Origin of the sequence: Ruminococcus sp. CAG:379 (assembly GCF_000434255.1) — a bacterium.
In the GTDB taxonomy this organism is placed as follows: domain Bacteria; phylum Bacillota; class Clostridia; order Oscillospirales; family Ruminococcaceae; genus Ruminococcus_F; species Ruminococcus_F champanellensis.
In genome coordinates this window covers 61,694-76,649 of record NZ_FR894912.1, presented here as the reverse complement: position 1 = coordinate 76,649, position 14,956 = coordinate 61,694, and the positions used below count along the sequence as shown (strand labels likewise).

The 14,956-nt window shown below is 52.9% G+C and carries 12 protein-coding genes and 2 pseudogenes; 8 read left to right on the top strand and 6 right to left on the bottom strand.

All coding sequences use genetic code 11. The annotated features are described in order from the left end of the window. Nucleotides 1–489, bottom strand: a pseudogene (locus QVO51_RS08585) (hypothetical protein); the annotation flags it as partial. A 313-nt stretch (nucleotides 490–802) separates the two neighbouring features. Here QVO51_RS08585 and QVO51_RS08580 point away from each other — a divergent pair. Together QVO51_RS08580 and QVO51_RS08575 are read left to right on the top strand one after the other, a co-directional pair. Beyond that, nucleotides 803–2,737: a cellulase family glycosylhydrolase gene (locus QVO51_RS08580; RefSeq protein ID WP_022358066.1), complete on the top strand. Its 1,935-nt coding sequence runs from the start codon at nucleotides 803–805 to the stop codon at nucleotides 2,735–2,737. Nucleotides 2,738–3,217: 480 nt separating this feature from the next. Then, nucleotides 3,218–5,302, top strand: a complete 2,085-nt coding sequence (locus tag QVO51_RS08575) for an elongation factor G (RefSeq protein WP_022358065.1) — start codon at nucleotides 3,218–3,220, stop codon at nucleotides 5,300–5,302. Nucleotides 5,303–5,377: 75 nt separating this feature from the next. On the opposite strand, the gene QVO51_RS08570 is transcribed toward QVO51_RS08575, so the two are convergent. From QVO51_RS08570 to QVO51_RS08560, 3 genes and pseudogenes are all read right to left on the bottom strand, one after another. Further along, nucleotides 5,378–7,108 (bottom strand): ABC transporter ATP-binding protein, encoded by a 1,731-nt coding sequence (locus QVO51_RS08570; protein ID WP_022358064.1) that lies wholly within the window; start codon nucleotides 7,106–7,108, stop codon nucleotides 5,378–5,380. After that, nucleotides 7,105–8,872 (bottom strand): annotated as a pseudogene (locus QVO51_RS08565) (ABC transporter ATP-binding protein). The gene QVO51_RS08570 and the pseudogene QVO51_RS08565 overlap by 4 nt, the downstream one beginning before the upstream one ends. A gap of 83 nt (nucleotides 8,873–8,955) precedes the next feature. Further along, entirely contained in the window at nucleotides 8,956–9,582 is a 627-nt protein-coding gene (locus QVO51_RS08560) for a TetR/AcrR family transcriptional regulator (RefSeq protein ID WP_022358061.1), read from the bottom strand. 180 nt (nucleotides 9,583–9,762) lie between these two features. Here QVO51_RS08560 and QVO51_RS08555 point away from each other — a divergent pair, with 180 nt between their 5' ends. The 6 genes from QVO51_RS08555 to QVO51_RS08535 all read left to right on the top strand — a co-directional run bounded on the left by QVO51_RS08555 (nucleotide 9,763) and on the right by QVO51_RS08535 (nucleotide 12,403). Next, nucleotides 9,763–10,635 (top strand): EamA family transporter, encoded by an 873-nt coding sequence (locus QVO51_RS08555; protein WP_022358060.1) that lies wholly within the window; start codon nucleotides 9,763–9,765, stop codon nucleotides 10,633–10,635. A 47-nt stretch (nucleotides 10,636–10,682) separates the two neighbouring features. Beyond that, on the top strand, nucleotides 10,683–11,093 hold the full coding sequence (locus tag QVO51_RS08550) for a sigma-70 family RNA polymerase sigma factor (protein WP_022358059.1): 411 nt from the start codon (nucleotides 10,683–10,685) through the stop codon (nucleotides 11,091–11,093). Beyond that, nucleotides 11,012–11,227: an RNA polymerase sigma factor gene (locus QVO51_RS10930; RefSeq protein ID WP_367997702.1), complete on the top strand. Its 216-nt coding sequence runs from the start codon at nucleotides 11,012–11,014 to the stop codon at nucleotides 11,225–11,227. Before QVO51_RS08550 ends, QVO51_RS10930 begins: the two co-directional genes overlap by 82 nt. Next, complete coding sequence (locus QVO51_RS08545; protein ID WP_022358058.1) at nucleotides 11,224–11,508, top strand: hypothetical protein; 285 nt, start codon at nucleotides 11,224–11,226, stop codon at nucleotides 11,506–11,508. Before QVO51_RS10930 ends, QVO51_RS08545 begins: the two co-directional genes overlap by 4 nt. Next, nucleotides 11,495–11,635: a hypothetical protein gene (locus QVO51_RS08540; protein WP_022358057.1), complete on the top strand. Its 141-nt coding sequence runs from the start codon at nucleotides 11,495–11,497 to the stop codon at nucleotides 11,633–11,635. Before QVO51_RS08545 ends, QVO51_RS08540 begins: the two co-directional genes overlap by 14 nt. Nucleotides 11,636–11,752: 117 nt before the next feature. Then, entirely contained in the window at nucleotides 11,753–12,403 is a 651-nt protein-coding gene (locus QVO51_RS08535) for a zinc ribbon domain-containing protein (RefSeq protein ID WP_288168036.1), read from the top strand. A gap of 128 nt (nucleotides 12,404–12,531) precedes the next feature. On the opposite strand, the gene QVO51_RS10925 is transcribed toward QVO51_RS08535, so the two are convergent. Together QVO51_RS10925 and pheT are read right to left on the bottom strand one after the other, a co-directional pair. Then, entirely contained in the window at nucleotides 12,532–13,311 is a 780-nt protein-coding gene (locus QVO51_RS10925; protein ID WP_369677907.1) for a hypothetical protein, read from the bottom strand. Beyond that, a complete protein-coding gene (pheT, locus tag QVO51_RS08530; protein WP_441295917.1) occupies nucleotides 13,289–14,941 on the bottom strand; it encodes a phenylalanine--tRNA ligase subunit beta in 1,653 nt (550 codons plus the stop codon). Before pheT ends, QVO51_RS10925 begins: the two co-directional genes overlap by 23 nt. Nucleotides 14,942–14,956: the final 15 nt, after the last annotated feature.

The following is a 14,956-nucleotide window of genomic DNA, read 5'->3' as shown; positions in this document are numbered from 1 at the left end:
AATGCTCACCACGTCATCACCGATCTCTGCGGCAAGATCGGCACCGTTGTGGGTTTGCCAGGCACCGGTGGTGGCGGATTTGACCAGTTCTCCGTTGCTGAAGGGGTTGAGCACATCACCCTCTACCGGCATCACCGGCTTGGGAGCAGGGGCCGGCTTGTTTACTGGGGCTGCCGGGGCGGATTGAACGGCTGCGGGTTCTGCGGTTGCAGGCACCATAGCTTCTGTGGCGACAGGCTTTGCAGTGGTTGTCCGGGTGTATGTGGTAGTGGAAGGTGCAGAGGTTGTGGATTTTGGCACATTTTCTTTTGTGAAGGATACACTCTGTTCTGACTGGAGATTGGATTCCAACTGGGCAGACAGGTCTTTGCTTGTCTGGGTATAGGCAAAGTAGCAGGCGGCGCCCACCATGGCAACACATAGGGATAAAGCAATGTAAAACCCCTTTCCTGCAAGTACATTGGATGCACTGGATCTTGACTTTTTCATATTCACTCCGTTTCTCCGCCGTTGGGTGGAATCGGTGCCGCTGCGGCGGTCAGCACATTTGAACCGGTAGTTCTGTGAAATATTGTTGCCGGATCCGGCGGGATTATACAATGGGATGCATGTAACGCTACAGATTAAATGATAGCTTTATTTAATATAAAAATAAAAACTTGGACTATTTCTGAAAAATCTCTTGACACAGGGAAAATAATTGTGTAAAATGTAGAGGAAGTAAAGAAACGCATGGCTATTAAATAAAGCCGTATTTCTTTATTTAAGTTCGTTTGCTTATAAAAAATAAGGAGGATTTTTGATGAGAGGGAAGAAACTACTTGCATGCGCTACTGCATGCGCAATGATGGCTACCGCATCTGCCGCAGGCACCTTTGGTGCTATGGCTGCGGATGGTCTGGGAGGCTTCGCATGGTCTGCCACAGAAGGATACCAGGAGGGTACCACCGGCGTGACCAACGGTGCGGATTCCGTCACAGTCAGCTTTGCTGATACGGACAACGGCACAAGCAATGCAGCTGGATTTTACCACAACTTTGACGGGGCAGACTGGTCTGAGTATGATACTCTGAGCTTTACGCTGACCAACGAAAGCGCCAGCGACATCAGCTTTGCAGCAGCAGTCAACACCGGATCGTCCTGGAAGTGGCATCAGAGTGACAATATCACCGTCAGTGCCGGCGCATCCAAGGATGTGACCCTGTATCTGAAGGCAGAGGAATGGTGGTACTATGATGCAGACACCCAGACCAATTCTCTGGTGACGATTGCAGATCTGTATAACGTACAGCGTGTCAACATGATGATCATGTCCACCAGCGAGACTGCAACCGTCAGCGGTTCTGTTACTCTGAACGGCTGGAAGCTGGAGAAATCCGGCAGCGGCGAGGTGGTTGAGCCGAAGGATGGGTTCTATGTGGATGGCGCAGTACTGCGGGATGCAAACCAGAACGCATTTGAAATGCGGGGTACCAACTACGCTTACACCTGGTACAAGTGGGAGGGCAACGAAGAGGCCACCCTCAAGGAAATTGCGGCTTACGGTGCAAATACAGTCCGGATCGTACTGTCCGATGGTCAGCAGTATACCAAGAACACAGCAGGCGAGGTTGCAAATCTCATCAGTCTGTGCGAAAAGTATAAGCTGATTGCCGTTCTGGAGGTTCATGATGTGACTGGTAAGGACGATGCAAATCTGCTGCTGAATGCTGCAAAGTATTTCGGTGAGATCAAGTCCGCCCTGATCGGACACGAGGATACGGTCATCATCAACATTGCCAACGAATGGCAGGGCAATACCAATACCAGCAGCTGGGAGAGCGCTTATATTGCTGCTGTAAAGGAAATCCGTGACGCTGGTCTGACTCACTGCATCATGTGTGACGCAGGTGGCTGGGGTCAGGGTTATGTGACCGTTCGGGACGGCGGCAGCGCAGTGCTGGCATCTGACCCGGAGAAGAACGTGATGTTCTCTGTACATATGTATGGTACCGCAGGCGGCAACGCTACTACGATCAAGAGCGTCATTGACGGCATTAAGACCCGGAATCTTTGCCTGGTAATCGGCGAATTTGGCTACAAGCATTCCGACGGTGAGGTTGATGAAGCATACATTATGGAATATTGCAAGGATGTTCAGATCGGCTGGCTGGCATGGAGCTGGTACGGCAACGGCAGCCCGGTTGAATATCTGGATATGTCCTCTGCGAATGTTGGCGGCACCCTGTCTGCTGACTGGGGCGAGGTTGTAGTGAACGGCAAGAATGGCTGGAAGGAAACCTCTAAGGTATGCTCCGTGTATGCGGATGAACCGATCACAACTACCACCACTGAGCCTGCTGTGACCACAACTACAACAGAGGAGACGACCACAACCACAACGGAAGCAGAAACCACAATGGCGGAAGTAAGCACCATGACAACGACTACCACAACAGTTGCTGAGACTAGTACAGAGGCTGGCGAAACCACAACCACTACAACTACCCAGACTGTAGCTACCCTGTACGGCGATGTAGACTGCAACGGTGTGATCGAAATCAACGATATTGTTCTGCTGGCTCGGTACATTGCACAGGATCAGGATATTCCCGTAATCTCAGCAGAAGGTCTTGCAAATGCAAACTGCATCCAGGATAAAAATGTGGATTCAAGTGACCTGACGCAGATCGCACGGTATCTGGCACATCTGATTACTGCTGAGGAACTGGTTGTTACTGATACTACAAACAACTGAGTGTTTGATTGCAAAGTAGCTTTACCCCCCTCTTTTGATATGTTGAAAAAACCATCGTTTTTACGGTGGTTTTTTCGTTTTTTTGTATGTTTGTCAAACATATTGTACAGGAATCTAAAGGGGAGAGAGCCAGGGACGATGGCGCATGGGCAAGTTATTGTATTTGTGAAGGTGAACGGCAAGCTGAGCCTAGGAATAATCGGAAGCTTGCGTGATTTCTCATGCAGTGATTCAAGTGTGCCATCATATTTTCTGCATGTATCACCTACTCTATTGTAAGCCTGTATATGACTGAATATTGAGTAGAATGAAAAGATGCTAGCTTACAATATTGTTTAGTATGCACAAAAACGAGCTGTGTTTTCTTAATGTTATGTAGAATTTCTTCAAAAAGGGTTGAAGAATTTTAACAATTGCGCTATAATAACAGCATATTCAAGTTTGCAGCCTCCGGGCGCACACTGGCAAGGAGAGAGTAACATGAAACAGTCAGACGCAACAAAAATCAGAAACATCACACTGGCGGGTCATCTGGGATCCGGCAAAACCGCCCTGGCGGAAGCGCTGCTGTATAAGGCAGGGGCTACGGATCGGCTGGGAAAGTGTGCAGATGGAAATACAGTCAGCGATTATGATCCGGAGGAAATCAAACGGCAGATCTCCATCAATACCACTCTGTCGTCTTTTTCCAGCGGTGAAAACCGGATCAATCTGCTGGATACACCGGGCTTATTCGACTTTGCCGGCGGTATGCTGGAGGGCATCCAGGCTGCGGATACGGTAATGCTGACCGTTTCCGCAAAATCCGGCGTCAAGGTGGGCACCCGCAAGGCCTATGATGCCGCTGCAAAGCTGGGTCGCTCCAAGATGTTCGTCATCACCAAGATCGATGATCCCAACGCCAACTTCTACAATACCCTGACACAACTGAAAACCGTATTTGGCCCCACTGTGTGCCCGGTTGTGGTTCCGGTGATCCAGAACAGTCAGATCATTTCCTATGTGAATCTGATCGAGATGAAGGCGTATAAATACGATGACAAGGGCAATGCCGTAGAAACGGATATGCCCACGCCGGAGGTTTCCGAAAAGATGGAATACCGGCTGGAGGGTCTGATCTCCGCCATCAGTGAGGCGGTAGCGGAAACCGATGAGGCACTGATGGAAAAGTTCTTTGAAGGGGAAGCCTTTACCCAGAAGGAACTGATCGATGGCATCCACAATGGTATGAACAAGGGCATTATTACCCCTGTGGTCTGCGTATCCTCCACCACCCTTGCAGGCATTGATATGCTGCTCAAGGAGATTGATTTGCTGTTGCCGGCTCCGCAGGAGGTGGATGCGCCCATTGGAGTGGATCAGAAGGAGGATCCCATTGCGGTTGCCTGTGACCCTGCGGCGCCTCTGGCAGCCTATGTGTTCCGGACGGTTGCGGATCCTTTCGTAGGGAAGATGAGCTTTATCCGGGTGTATGCAGGCAAGCTGTCAGCGGATGCGAATGTGCTGAATGCAACAACCGGCGCAACGGAAAAGATCGGTAAGCTGTACGTCCTGCTTGGCAAAAAGCAGGAGGAGGTTGCTTCTGCGGCGGCAGGGGACATTGTAGTGGCTGCGAAGATCTCTGCGGGTACGTCGGATACTCTGTGCGCGCCGGAGCGTGTGCTGCGGTTTGCTCCCATTCAGTATCCCAAGCCCTGCTACTCCCTGTGCGTCAAGGCGAAATCCCAGGGGGATGAAACCAAGATCTCCGCAGGCATCGCCCGGCTGCTGGAGGAGGATCAGACCCTGTCCTATCAGCAGGATGCCTTCACGAAAGAGCAGATCCTCAGCGGTCTTGGCTCCATGCATCTGGAGGTGACGGCTGCCAAACTCAAAAATAAATTTGGCGTAGATGTACAGCTGGAAGTGCCCCGCATTGCATACCGGGAGACCATTCGCAAAAAGGTCAAGGTAGAAGGCAAGCACAAGAAGCAGTCCGGCGGTCATGGACAGTACGGGCATGTATGGATCGAGTTTGAGCCCTGCATGGGGGATGACCTGGTATTTGAGGAACGGGTATTCGGCGGAGCCGTGCCCCGGAATTTCTTCCCGGCTGTGGAAAAGGGCTTACAGGAATGCGTCCGGAAGGGCGTGCTGGCTGGCTGTCCGGTGGTGGGCTTGAAGGCGATTCTGGTGGATGGTTCCTACCACCCGGTGGATTCTTCTGAAATGGCGTTCAAAATGGCTGCCTCCATTGCCTATAAGGAAGGTCTGCCACAGGCGGATCCGGTGATGCTGGAGCCCATTGGCAGTCTGAATGTGACGGTGCCGGATGAAAATACCGGTGATGTGATGGGTGAGCTGAACAAGCGCCGTGGCCGTGTGCTTGGCATGGAGCCGGTTGCTCCGGGCATGACCCTGATCCAGGCGGAGGTGCCTATGCGGGAAATGCAGGATTTTGCCCTGTACCTGCGGCAGTCCACACGGGGCATGGGCGAATTTTCCTTCACCTTCCTGCGGTATGAGCAGCTTCCGGCAAATCTGTTGAGTACGGTGATCGCCAGCGTCAATCAGCAGAACGGCTGATGGACTGTACACAAAAACGGTATGATTTTTGAGAATCATACCGTTTTGCTTTGTATTGTTTTCAAGAAGTCTGTTTTACAGCTTCCAACTGGTGGATTGCTTTTTGCCTCCTACAAAGTCCGCATAGATGCCGGGCTGGGAAATCAGCTGCGCATGCTTGCCCTGCTGCACGATACGGCCGTGGTCAATGACCAGGATCTGGTCTGCATGGCGGACGGTTTTCAGCCGATGTGCGATCATTATGATCGTCTTATCACGGGTCAGTGCCTCGATTGCCTTTTGCAGTCGCTTCTCGTTTTCCGGGTCCACATTGGCTGTAGCTTCGTCCAAGATGACGATGGGTGCGTTTTTCAGCATGGCACGGGCAATGGAGATCCGCTGCTTTTCCCCGCCGGAAAGACTGGCGCCCCCTTCGCCGATCATGGTGTTGTAGCCCTCCGGCAGCGTCTGGATAAATTCATCGCAGCACGCCGCTTTCGCCGCTGCCACCACCTGTTCGTGGGTTGCATCGGGACTGCCGAATTTGATGTTGTTTTCGATGGTGTCCGCAAACAGGTATACATTCTGGAACACCACACTGATCTGATTCATCAGGGATTCCAGCGTGTAATCCTTTACGGAATAGCCGCCGATTCGGATACTGCCGCTGTCCGTATCCCAGAACCGGGCGATCAGATTGCAGAAGGTGGTTTTTCCGCTGCCGGAGGGACCGATGACTGCCGTTGTGGTCTTATCCGGCAGGGCCATGGTGATATTGTGCAGGATCGGCTTTTGCCCATAGGAAAAGTTCACATGATCGAACACAATCTCGTGTGTTTTCGGTTGGATGGCTTTTCCGTTTTCGTCCATACGGGGCATTTGCTCAGTTTCCACTGTGCGGTCGATGGCAGCCGCCGTAAGCCGCAGCATGGACACGCCCATGCCAAAGGCTTTGATCTGGTTGAACACCAGGAAGGACATGACCAGCGTCATCAGCGCATTGGCTATGGTCATGGTGCCGTTGATCCAGAGCAGAATGGCTGCCAGCATCATCCCAACGCCCGCAATCTGTAGGATTGCCTCCTGCAGGGCGGTGTAGGGCGTAAGTACCTGTTCTACTTCCAGATTGCTTCTGCGGTTGTATTCCAGTGCATCCTGCAGCTTCTGGTCGCCCTTGCCGGTAAGGTTGAAGGACTTGATCACACTCATGCCCTGTACCGTCTCCAGTACCGCTGCGATCAGTGCTGTCTGGGATCTTTGGGTATTGTCTGCGATTGCGGCAGATTTTTGTTCCATAGCAGATACGACCCACAGGTACAGCAGGATTCCTGCCAGAGCGATCAGTCCGATGCGCCAGTCAAAAATCAGGAGCAGCACGGTAAATACGGTGGTGGTAATCAATCCACCGAGAATATTTACCAGCACCATGGGTACCATGCCCTCAATGCTGCCGACTACAGTGGTGCAGATGCCGGAGAGCTGCCCCAGACTGTTTTCATTGAAGAAGCCCATGGGCACGCTCTTTAAACGATCCGCAATGGAAATGCGTCGCTCCGCTGCCATGAAATACCCAGCGTGTGTTTGCAGCATTTTGGAAATGCTTGCGGTTACGGCACCACCGAAGATCGCTGTCAGCTCACAGCCCAGCGCCAGCCATGCAGGCTTGCTGCTCTGGGTACCGTCGGTCAATGCCAGCACGACAAAATAGATGGCTGCCACCCGGAACATTTGCAGCAGGGCGTTCAAAAATTCCACTACAACAGATTGATTTACATGTTTGGTCTCATCTCCGGCAAAGTGCCAGATCTTTCGGAATGCTTCGATCATGCTGCGTCACCATCCTTTGCTCCCATATGTGCCTGCCACATCTCGTGATAGAGCGCACAGTCCTCCAGAAGTGCTTCATGGGTTCCCTGCGCCTCAATGCGTCCGTCATGCACCACGACAATATCGTCCGCATCCGTAATGGTAGACAGCCGGTGTGCGATCACGATGACAGTCTTATGCGCCACCAGTTTTGCCACTGCTTGCTGGATCACCGCTTCATTTTCCGGATCGATATAGGCGGTAGCCTCGTCCAGGATAACGATGGGTGCGTTTTTCAGCATGGCACGGGCAATGGAGATCCGCTGCTTTTCCCCGCCGGAAAGACTGGCGCCCCCTTCGCCGATCATGGTGTTGTAGCCCTCCGGCAGCGTCTGGATAAATTCATCGCAGCACGCCGCTTTCGCCGCTGCCACCACCGGCTGCATGGGCTGCCGCTTCCACCTCAGCATCTGTAGCGTCCCGGCGTCCCATGCGGATGTTTTCCCGTACTGTGTCATCAAACAGATAATTGTCCTGGGACACATAAGCAATCTGATCGTAAAGCTCCTCCAGAGGGATCTCCGTCAGGTCGTGTCCCCCCATAGTGATCCTGCCGGTTTTTACATCCCAGAAGCCTGCCACAAGCATTGCAAGGGTGGATTTGCCGGAGCCGGATGGCCCCACCAACGCAGTCATACTATTTTGCGGAATGGAAAGATTCACTTGGTGCAGGATCTCCTGGTCGCCGTGATAGCCAAAGGAAACGTTCTGCACTTCGATCCGGTGATCGCCAAAGGAAACGGGCTGCGTACCATGTGCCTGTTCCTCCGCCTTCAGGATCTCGTCTACCTGTCCCACTGTGGTGCCCACCTGCGCCAGCGTATCCACAAAGTTGAAGGCCGCTACAATGGGGGCTGCCATACCAAGCGCCAGAATGATGACGGTCACAAAGGTTTCTGCTGAAAGGGAGCCATGTGTGTAAAACAGCCAGCCGAAGGGGAGAATGGTGAGCATCTGCGCCGGAAAGAAGGCATATGCCATAGACATGCCCAACTGACTGCGGCGCATCCAGTCATAATAATACTGGGCATTGGCACGCACTTTATCCGTCAGACGGGTGTAGGATTGTTTCCCCTGGTTAAATGCCTTGATAACCTGGATACCGTTGATGTACTCGATCATAGTGCTGCTCATTTCAGAGGTGGCCTTGACCGCACCTGCATAGTCCTTTGCATAGTTGCCCATGACCATCATCATAAAGAGAAATGCGATGGGGAACACTGCCAGTGACAACAGCGCCAGCCGCCAGTCCAGAAGAAACAGTGCGATCAGAATCAGCACCGGCGCCACAATGTTTGCGGTCATTTCCGGAAACAGATGTGCCAGTGTGGTTTCCATGCTGTCCACCTGATCCACGATGATCTCTTTCCATTTGCCGCTGGAAGCGTCCATCACCGTGCCAAGGGGCAGATGGGGCAGCTTTGCCAGCAGCTTCTGACGGATGGTTTTGAGAATGCTGAAGGTCGCCTTGTGGGAGAGGGACAGGGCACTGTTATACAGCAGGGTGCGGATCAGAAATCCCGCCAGCACCGTCAGCAGCCAGGGCAGATAGGCGGTAAATGCCTGTTCCCCTGCCAGCAGCAGAACGATGATTTTGGCGGCAGCGAAATAGGGTACCATGCCGCAGGCGACACCGATTACGGCAAGTGCCACCGCTGTGATGAGCCTGCCGTGTTCCTGCGCACCAAGCTCCTAGATCCGCCCTACCGGGCTTTGCTCTTTCATATGTGTTACCTCCTGATAATTAGCGGCAGCTAACCGCTGAGATGATTGAAAGGCTGTCGTTTCCGGCAACCTGTTCATACAGTTTATGGGGTGCCTGTGCCAAAGATCGCTAAAAATCCGGTGCGGTGATACCGGCTCAGCAATTGAATGTATTCTGCCGCTTCTTCCCGGCTTATGCCGTGTCGGATGACCTCAAAGATACTCTCAAACCGGGAAGTGGTGACAATGTGGAGCAGCTTTTCAGTCAAAGCGTCTCCAAAGCTCGCAGGATATCCTACCGTTTCCATGTATTTGTATGTGTATTCAACCTCAATGCGTACCAGCTCGTCCACAAAATTGTGGAACCGTGTACCGTAGGATGCATCCAGCAGCAGGCGGAAGGCATCTAAATGCGCATACATATAATCCAGCAATGCAGCCGTGCCCCCGTCGGAATACTCCGGCATTCGGGCAGCCTGAGCAGCACGATCCATTTGATGAAACTGCTCCTGGATCTTGATAAAGCGCTCGGTCATTTCACTGAGTACCGGTTCAACGATGGCGGAAAACAACCCTTCCTTATCGCCGAAGCGGACATAAATGGAGTTGGTGCTGGTATCAGCTGCCGCTGCAATGGTCCGTAGGGAAGCATCCACATAGCCCTTTTCCAGAAATTCTCGCTTGGCTGCCGCAAGGATCCGTTCTGCTACGCCTTCAATTTGTTTTGCCATTGGTATCCTCCATAATGTGTAACGCTGTTTCATAACACTGTTTTTATTATATACCCCCAATTGAAAAATGTCAAGGGGGAACATCCTACAAAGACTGTGTGGTATTGCCCGAAAAAAATTAGAATTTGCACCAATCTTTTTGCGGTTTCTGCGTGTCATCATTGAAAGGAAGAATTGAATATGTGGATAGTATATGCCTGCGGTTCGGCGCTCTTTGCCGGACTGACAGCGATTCTTGCAAAATGCGGCATCAAAAAAACCGCCTCCGATGCCGCAACCGCCATTCGTACCATTGTGGTACTGCTCTTTTCCTGGCTCATGGTTGGAATCGTTGGCTCCGGGTTCGGGATCACAAAACTCAGCGCAAAAACCTGGATTTTTCTGATCCTTTCGGGCTTGGCCACCGGTGCTTCCTGGCTGTGCTATTTCCGGGCGCTGCAGCTTGGGGATGTGAATAAGGTGGTGCCCATTGATAAATCCTCCACCGTGCTGACCATTCTGCTGGCATTGTTTTTTCTGGGGGAAACGGTCACATGGCTCAAAGGGATTGGGGTTGTATGCATCGGCGCAGGCACCTTTCTGATGATCGAGAAAAAGAGGGTTTCCGGTGAAAAGACGGAGAAGAAAAGCTGGTTGATCTATGCGGTGCTGTCGGCGGTATTTGCCAGCCTGACCTCCATTCTCGGCAAGATCGGCATAGATGGGGTGGAATCCAATCTGGGTACAGCGATCCGTACCGGCGTAGTGCTGATTATGGCGTGGCTGATCGTGTTTGTGAAGGGCAAGCAGCACACACTGAAAAGCATCCCAAAGGGAGAGCTTGGGTTTATCTTCCTGTCCGGCATTGCCACCGGCGGATCATGGCTGTGCTACTATAAGGCGCTGCAGGATGGGCTTGCCAGCGTGGTGGTACCTATAGACAAGCTGAGTATTTTGGTGTCCATTGGTTTTTCCGCAGTGATATTCAAGGAGCGTTTGTCCAAAAAAGCGGCGATCGGTTTGGCGCTGATCGTGGCAGGCACGCTGATGATGCTGATCAAACTACCAACCTGATCGGTACAGCTGCGTGTAAATACATGAGATCAGGAAGGGAGGCGGAAATGGTGCATGAAACTGCTTTGATCAAAAAGTGTCAGCGGGGCGACCGGCAGGCGTTTGACGATTTGATCCGGCTGTATTATGACTATATTTTCGGCTTCCTTTTGAAATCCACCATGGACAAGGATCTGACGGAGGATCTGACCCAAGAAACCTTTCTGAAAATGATACGGAATATTGAACGGTTTGATCCGGACGGCCGTGTGGGGTTCGGCACATGGCTGGTTACCATTGCGAAAAACAGCTATATCGATCACCTGCGCCGAAACCGCATTTTCCTGGAAAACATTAGGGGGTTTCTCTGCCGGACGGCTAGGACATTACCGGTGCAGTGGAACAGAAGCTCCAGTATCAGGAATTGCAGGCTGCGATCGACACCTTGCCGCCGGAGCAGGGGCTGGCGATCCGGCTGAAATACGTGGAGGACATGACCTTACAGGAGATTGCTGCGCAGTTTGGCGTGCAGCCCAAGGCCATTAAAAGCCGGATCCATGACGGCACAGTAAAACTCCGAAAAAATTGCTTGGAAAGGATGGATGACCCATGAGATCCAATGCGGATGAGCTGATCCGGGCACTGACCCCAGCCATTGAACAAAAGTGTGGAGAACTGCAGAGGGCAAGGAAGGAGCGGCTGCAATCCAGGCTCTTTGTGTTGCTGTGTGCGATGGTGGTGTTCGTTCTGGCTTTGCTTGTATTTGCAGGCATATCTCTTACAATGCTCCTTGCACCGCTGGGATTTATGTCCCTGAGCGTGCTCTTATTACTGCCGGTTCTGCTGTCGGGCAGGATGGAAAAACAGGGAGGAATCATGTATGAACAAGCTTGAAAACATGCTGTCTAAGTGGAACTTTCAAAAAATTGTAATCTGGTATCTGATCCTTGCAGTGATCGCAGGAGTGACCTGCGGCGGGATCGTGGGATACCTCTACCGGGAACGGCTGGATTTTGCATGACAGTACTCCCGCCTGGAGGAAACGAAGGATGCGGATGCACTGAAAGCAGCAGCCGACAAAACTGCTGCCGCTTCTGGGAATGTGGTGGATGTGCTGATCCTTGACGGAGATCAGCAGGTGACATATTCCGCAAAAAATTCTGCCTTTGCAGCCGGTCCTCTGGAGCTTACCAAAGTGGGGAACGAAAAGAAGTACCTTGTCTCTGCCGCATACCCGGATGCTGTGTTCCAGTATGTCAAAAGCGAGGAATTTATGCTCAATTCCATCATCAACCGGGATTTCGGCAAGATCCGTTCCGATTATGATGATGACACTGTATTTGAACGGGAGCTGTCATCCAAGACAATCTACATGCTGAGCCGGATCCGGACGCACGGCAGCAACAGCACTGTTTATGTGATCACCGTTCCCACAAATGTACCCGGAGGTATGATTGCCCTGAAGGTGACGGGGGCGCTGGCGATGCTGTTTTTCTGCGTGTACTGGGTGCTGGTTGCCCTGTGGCTGTACCGGGATGCTGCAAAGTGCAGGCTGTCCCCACTGTATTGGGGTCTCATCGGACTGTTTACCAATATCATTGGACTGATCGTCTATAAGATCTATAAGCACAGCGGGGCAATTTGTTCCTCCTGCGGAGCAGCACAGGCTGCGGATTATTTGTATTGCTCCTTCTGCGGCAGTCAGCTTGGCACACGCTGCGAAGGCTGCGGCGCAAAGGTCGGCGTAAAGGATTGCTTCTGCCACCAGTGCGGACATCAGATCAAATAAGCCTTCTCTCCCCATAAAGTTCATTTACTTGAAAAGCTGCCTCAGTGGCAGCTTCTTTTTTGCCCGAAAAAAGGCAGCCGCATAAAGCGACTGCCTGAAACGGGGTATGATTGAAACGCAGGGGGCTGTTACATTCTCAGCTCTGCGCCCATTGCCTTGAGTGCCTTGAGCACACGCTTCATAGCACCGTCCGCCTGTTCGTCGGTGAGGGTGCCGTCATGAGAGCGCATGCTGATGGAGTAGGAAACGCTCTTTTTGCCCTGTGCGATCTGCTGACCCTTGTACACATCAAACAGGGTCACCTTTTCCAGAATATTGCCCACAGCCTTCCGGATCGCCTGTTCCAGCTGTGCAACCGGGATCCCATCGTCGCATACCAGGCTCAGGTCACGGGTGGTTGCCGGATACTTGGGCAGGGGCTGGTAGCTGACTTCCGTTGCCGCATGCTCCAACATCTCCGGGATATTCAGCTTTGCCGCATAGGTCTTAACGCCAATGCCGTAGTTGTTCTGTACGTTGGGGTGCAGCTCGCCGAAGATGCCCAGCGGCGTATCCCCCGCATATAGCACGGCGCTTCTGCCGGGATGGAATGCGCTTTTTTCGTCAAAGGGACAGTCCTCGCCGCAGCGTTCATACCGGCAATCGGAGATCTTCAGCTGCACCATCAATGCTTCGATGACGCCCTTGAGATCATAGAAATCCACATTGCCGCCGTACATGCCGATGGTGAGCCGTGCAGGCTCCAGAGGCAGCTGATCCGGTGTGGTGGGCAGATACTCCTTGCCGATCTCAAACAGCCGGGCGCTTTCGTTCCGGTTGTTGTAGTTCCGTGCCAGAATCTCCAGCATGGAGGGCAGAGCAGTGGTACGCATCACACTGGTATCCTCACCCAGAGGATTGGTAATCACCAGAGGCTTGCGCAGCTTGCTGTCTGCCGGCAGTGNNCTTGCGCAGCTTGCTGTCCGCCGGCAGTGCGATCTTGTCAAAGTACTTTGGAGAAACGAAGGAGAATGCTGCGATTTCGTAGCAGCCCAGTGCCACCATGCTTTGCTCAATCTGTCGGTTGAAGATCTGGGCAGGGGTCAGTCTGGCATCCGCCAGACCCTGCAGCTCCGTGCTGGGAATGTTGTTGTAGCCATAGATCCGGGCGATCTCCTCTGCCACATCCGCCTTGCATTCAATATCAATCCGGAAGCTGGGAGCGTAGACCATGCCATCTTCCACCTTGAAGTGCAGCTCGTTCAGGTAGTGGATCATATCGCTTTCGGGGATGCTGGTGCCCAGGAAACCGTTGATCCAGTTTGCGTCAAAGGGTACGGGAGGCTTGGGCTCGCCCACGTTGTTCACATCGATGATGCCGCCTACCACTTCACCGGCACCCAACTGCTCTACCAGCTCAAAGGCACGGCTCAGCACGGTAATGGTGGAGTTGGGATCCAGTCCCTTTTCATACCGGGCGGAGGCATCCGTCCGCATGCCCAGCTTCTTGGCGGTGAGCCGAACCTGTGTGGGCTCAAAGTATGCGGATTCAAAGACCACTGTGGTGGTATCCTCCATAATGCCGCTGTACTCGCCACCCATGACGCCGGCAACAGCAATGGGCTTTTCAGAGTCGGCGATTACCAGCATTTCCGGAGAAAGCTTTCGCTCTGTGCCGTCCAGTGTGGTGATCTGCTCCCCGTCCTTTGCATTCCGGACGGTGATCCTCGCATCCTGCACATACCGCAGGTCAAAGGCATGCATGGGCTGTCCGTATTCCAGCATTACATAGTTGGTAATGTCCACCAGGTTGTTGATGGGCCGCACGCCGCTTGCACGCAGGCGTTCCCGCATCCAGCGGGGGGAAGGGCCGATCTTCACGTTCTTGACCATACCGGCGCAGTAGCGGGGGCAAAGGGTGGTATTCTGCACCTCTACGGACAGCTGCTCGCTGACGGATTCGCTGTTGGCGTGGAATGCCGGTGCATGCAGGTGCAGGGGCACATGGAAGGTAGCGGCTGCTTCTCTTGCAAGACCGATGACGGACAGGCAGTCCGGCCGGTTGGAGGTGATCTCAAACTCAACGGAGGTATCGTTCAGACCCAGTGCGCTGTGGATATCCTCGCCCACCTGGCAGGGCTCCTGGATCACCAGTACCCCATCCGGATCTGCGTAGGGGAAATCGTGAACGGTGAGCCCCAGCGTTTCCAGACCGCAGAACATGCCGAAGCTCTCCACGCCCCGCATTTTGTACTTTTTGATCTTCCCCTCCGGCAGGGTGGCACCGTCCAGCGCCAGGGGAACCAGATCGCCGGGCTTTACGTTCCGGGCGTTGGTGACGATCTGCACCGGTGCCTCTGTGCCGATCTCTACCTGGCACACAAACAGAGCGTCTGCGTTCTCGTGAGGAGCGATGGACAGGATCTTGCCCACTACCACCTTGCTGATACTGCTGCCTTCGGTTTCAAAGCCCTCCACTTTAGAACCGCTCATGGTCATGCAGTGGCAGAATTCCTTGACCGGGATCTCCTCCTGGATATAATCAGAAAGCCATTTCATTGACAAATTCATCTT

Coding starts and splice junctions, on each gene's coding strand:
- QVO51_RS08580 (WP_022358066.1), top strand. CDS start 803: ATGAGAGGGAAGAAACTACTTGCATGCGCTACTGCATGCGCAATGATG.
- QVO51_RS08575 (WP_022358065.1), top strand. CDS start 3,218: ATGAAACAGTCAGACGCAACAAAAATCAGAAACATCACACTGGCGGGT.
- QVO51_RS08570 (WP_022358064.1), bottom strand. CDS start 7,108: ATGATCGAAGCATTCCGAAAGATCTGGCACTTTGCCGGAGATGAGACC.
- QVO51_RS08560 (WP_022358061.1), bottom strand. CDS start 9,582: ATGGCAAAACAAATTGAAGGCGTAGCAGAACGGATCCTTGCGGCAGCC.
- QVO51_RS08555 (WP_022358060.1), top strand. CDS start 9,763: ATGTGGATAGTATATGCCTGCGGTTCGGCGCTCTTTGCCGGACTGACA.
- QVO51_RS08550 (WP_022358059.1), top strand. CDS start 10,683: ATGGTGCATGAAACTGCTTTGATCAAAAAGTGTCAGCGGGGCGACCGG.
- QVO51_RS08545 (WP_022358058.1), top strand. CDS start 11,224: ATGAGATCCAATGCGGATGAGCTGATCCGGGCACTGACCCCAGCCATT.
- QVO51_RS08540 (WP_022358057.1), top strand. CDS start 11,495: ATGAACAAGCTTGAAAACATGCTGTCTAAGTGGAACTTTCAAAAAATT.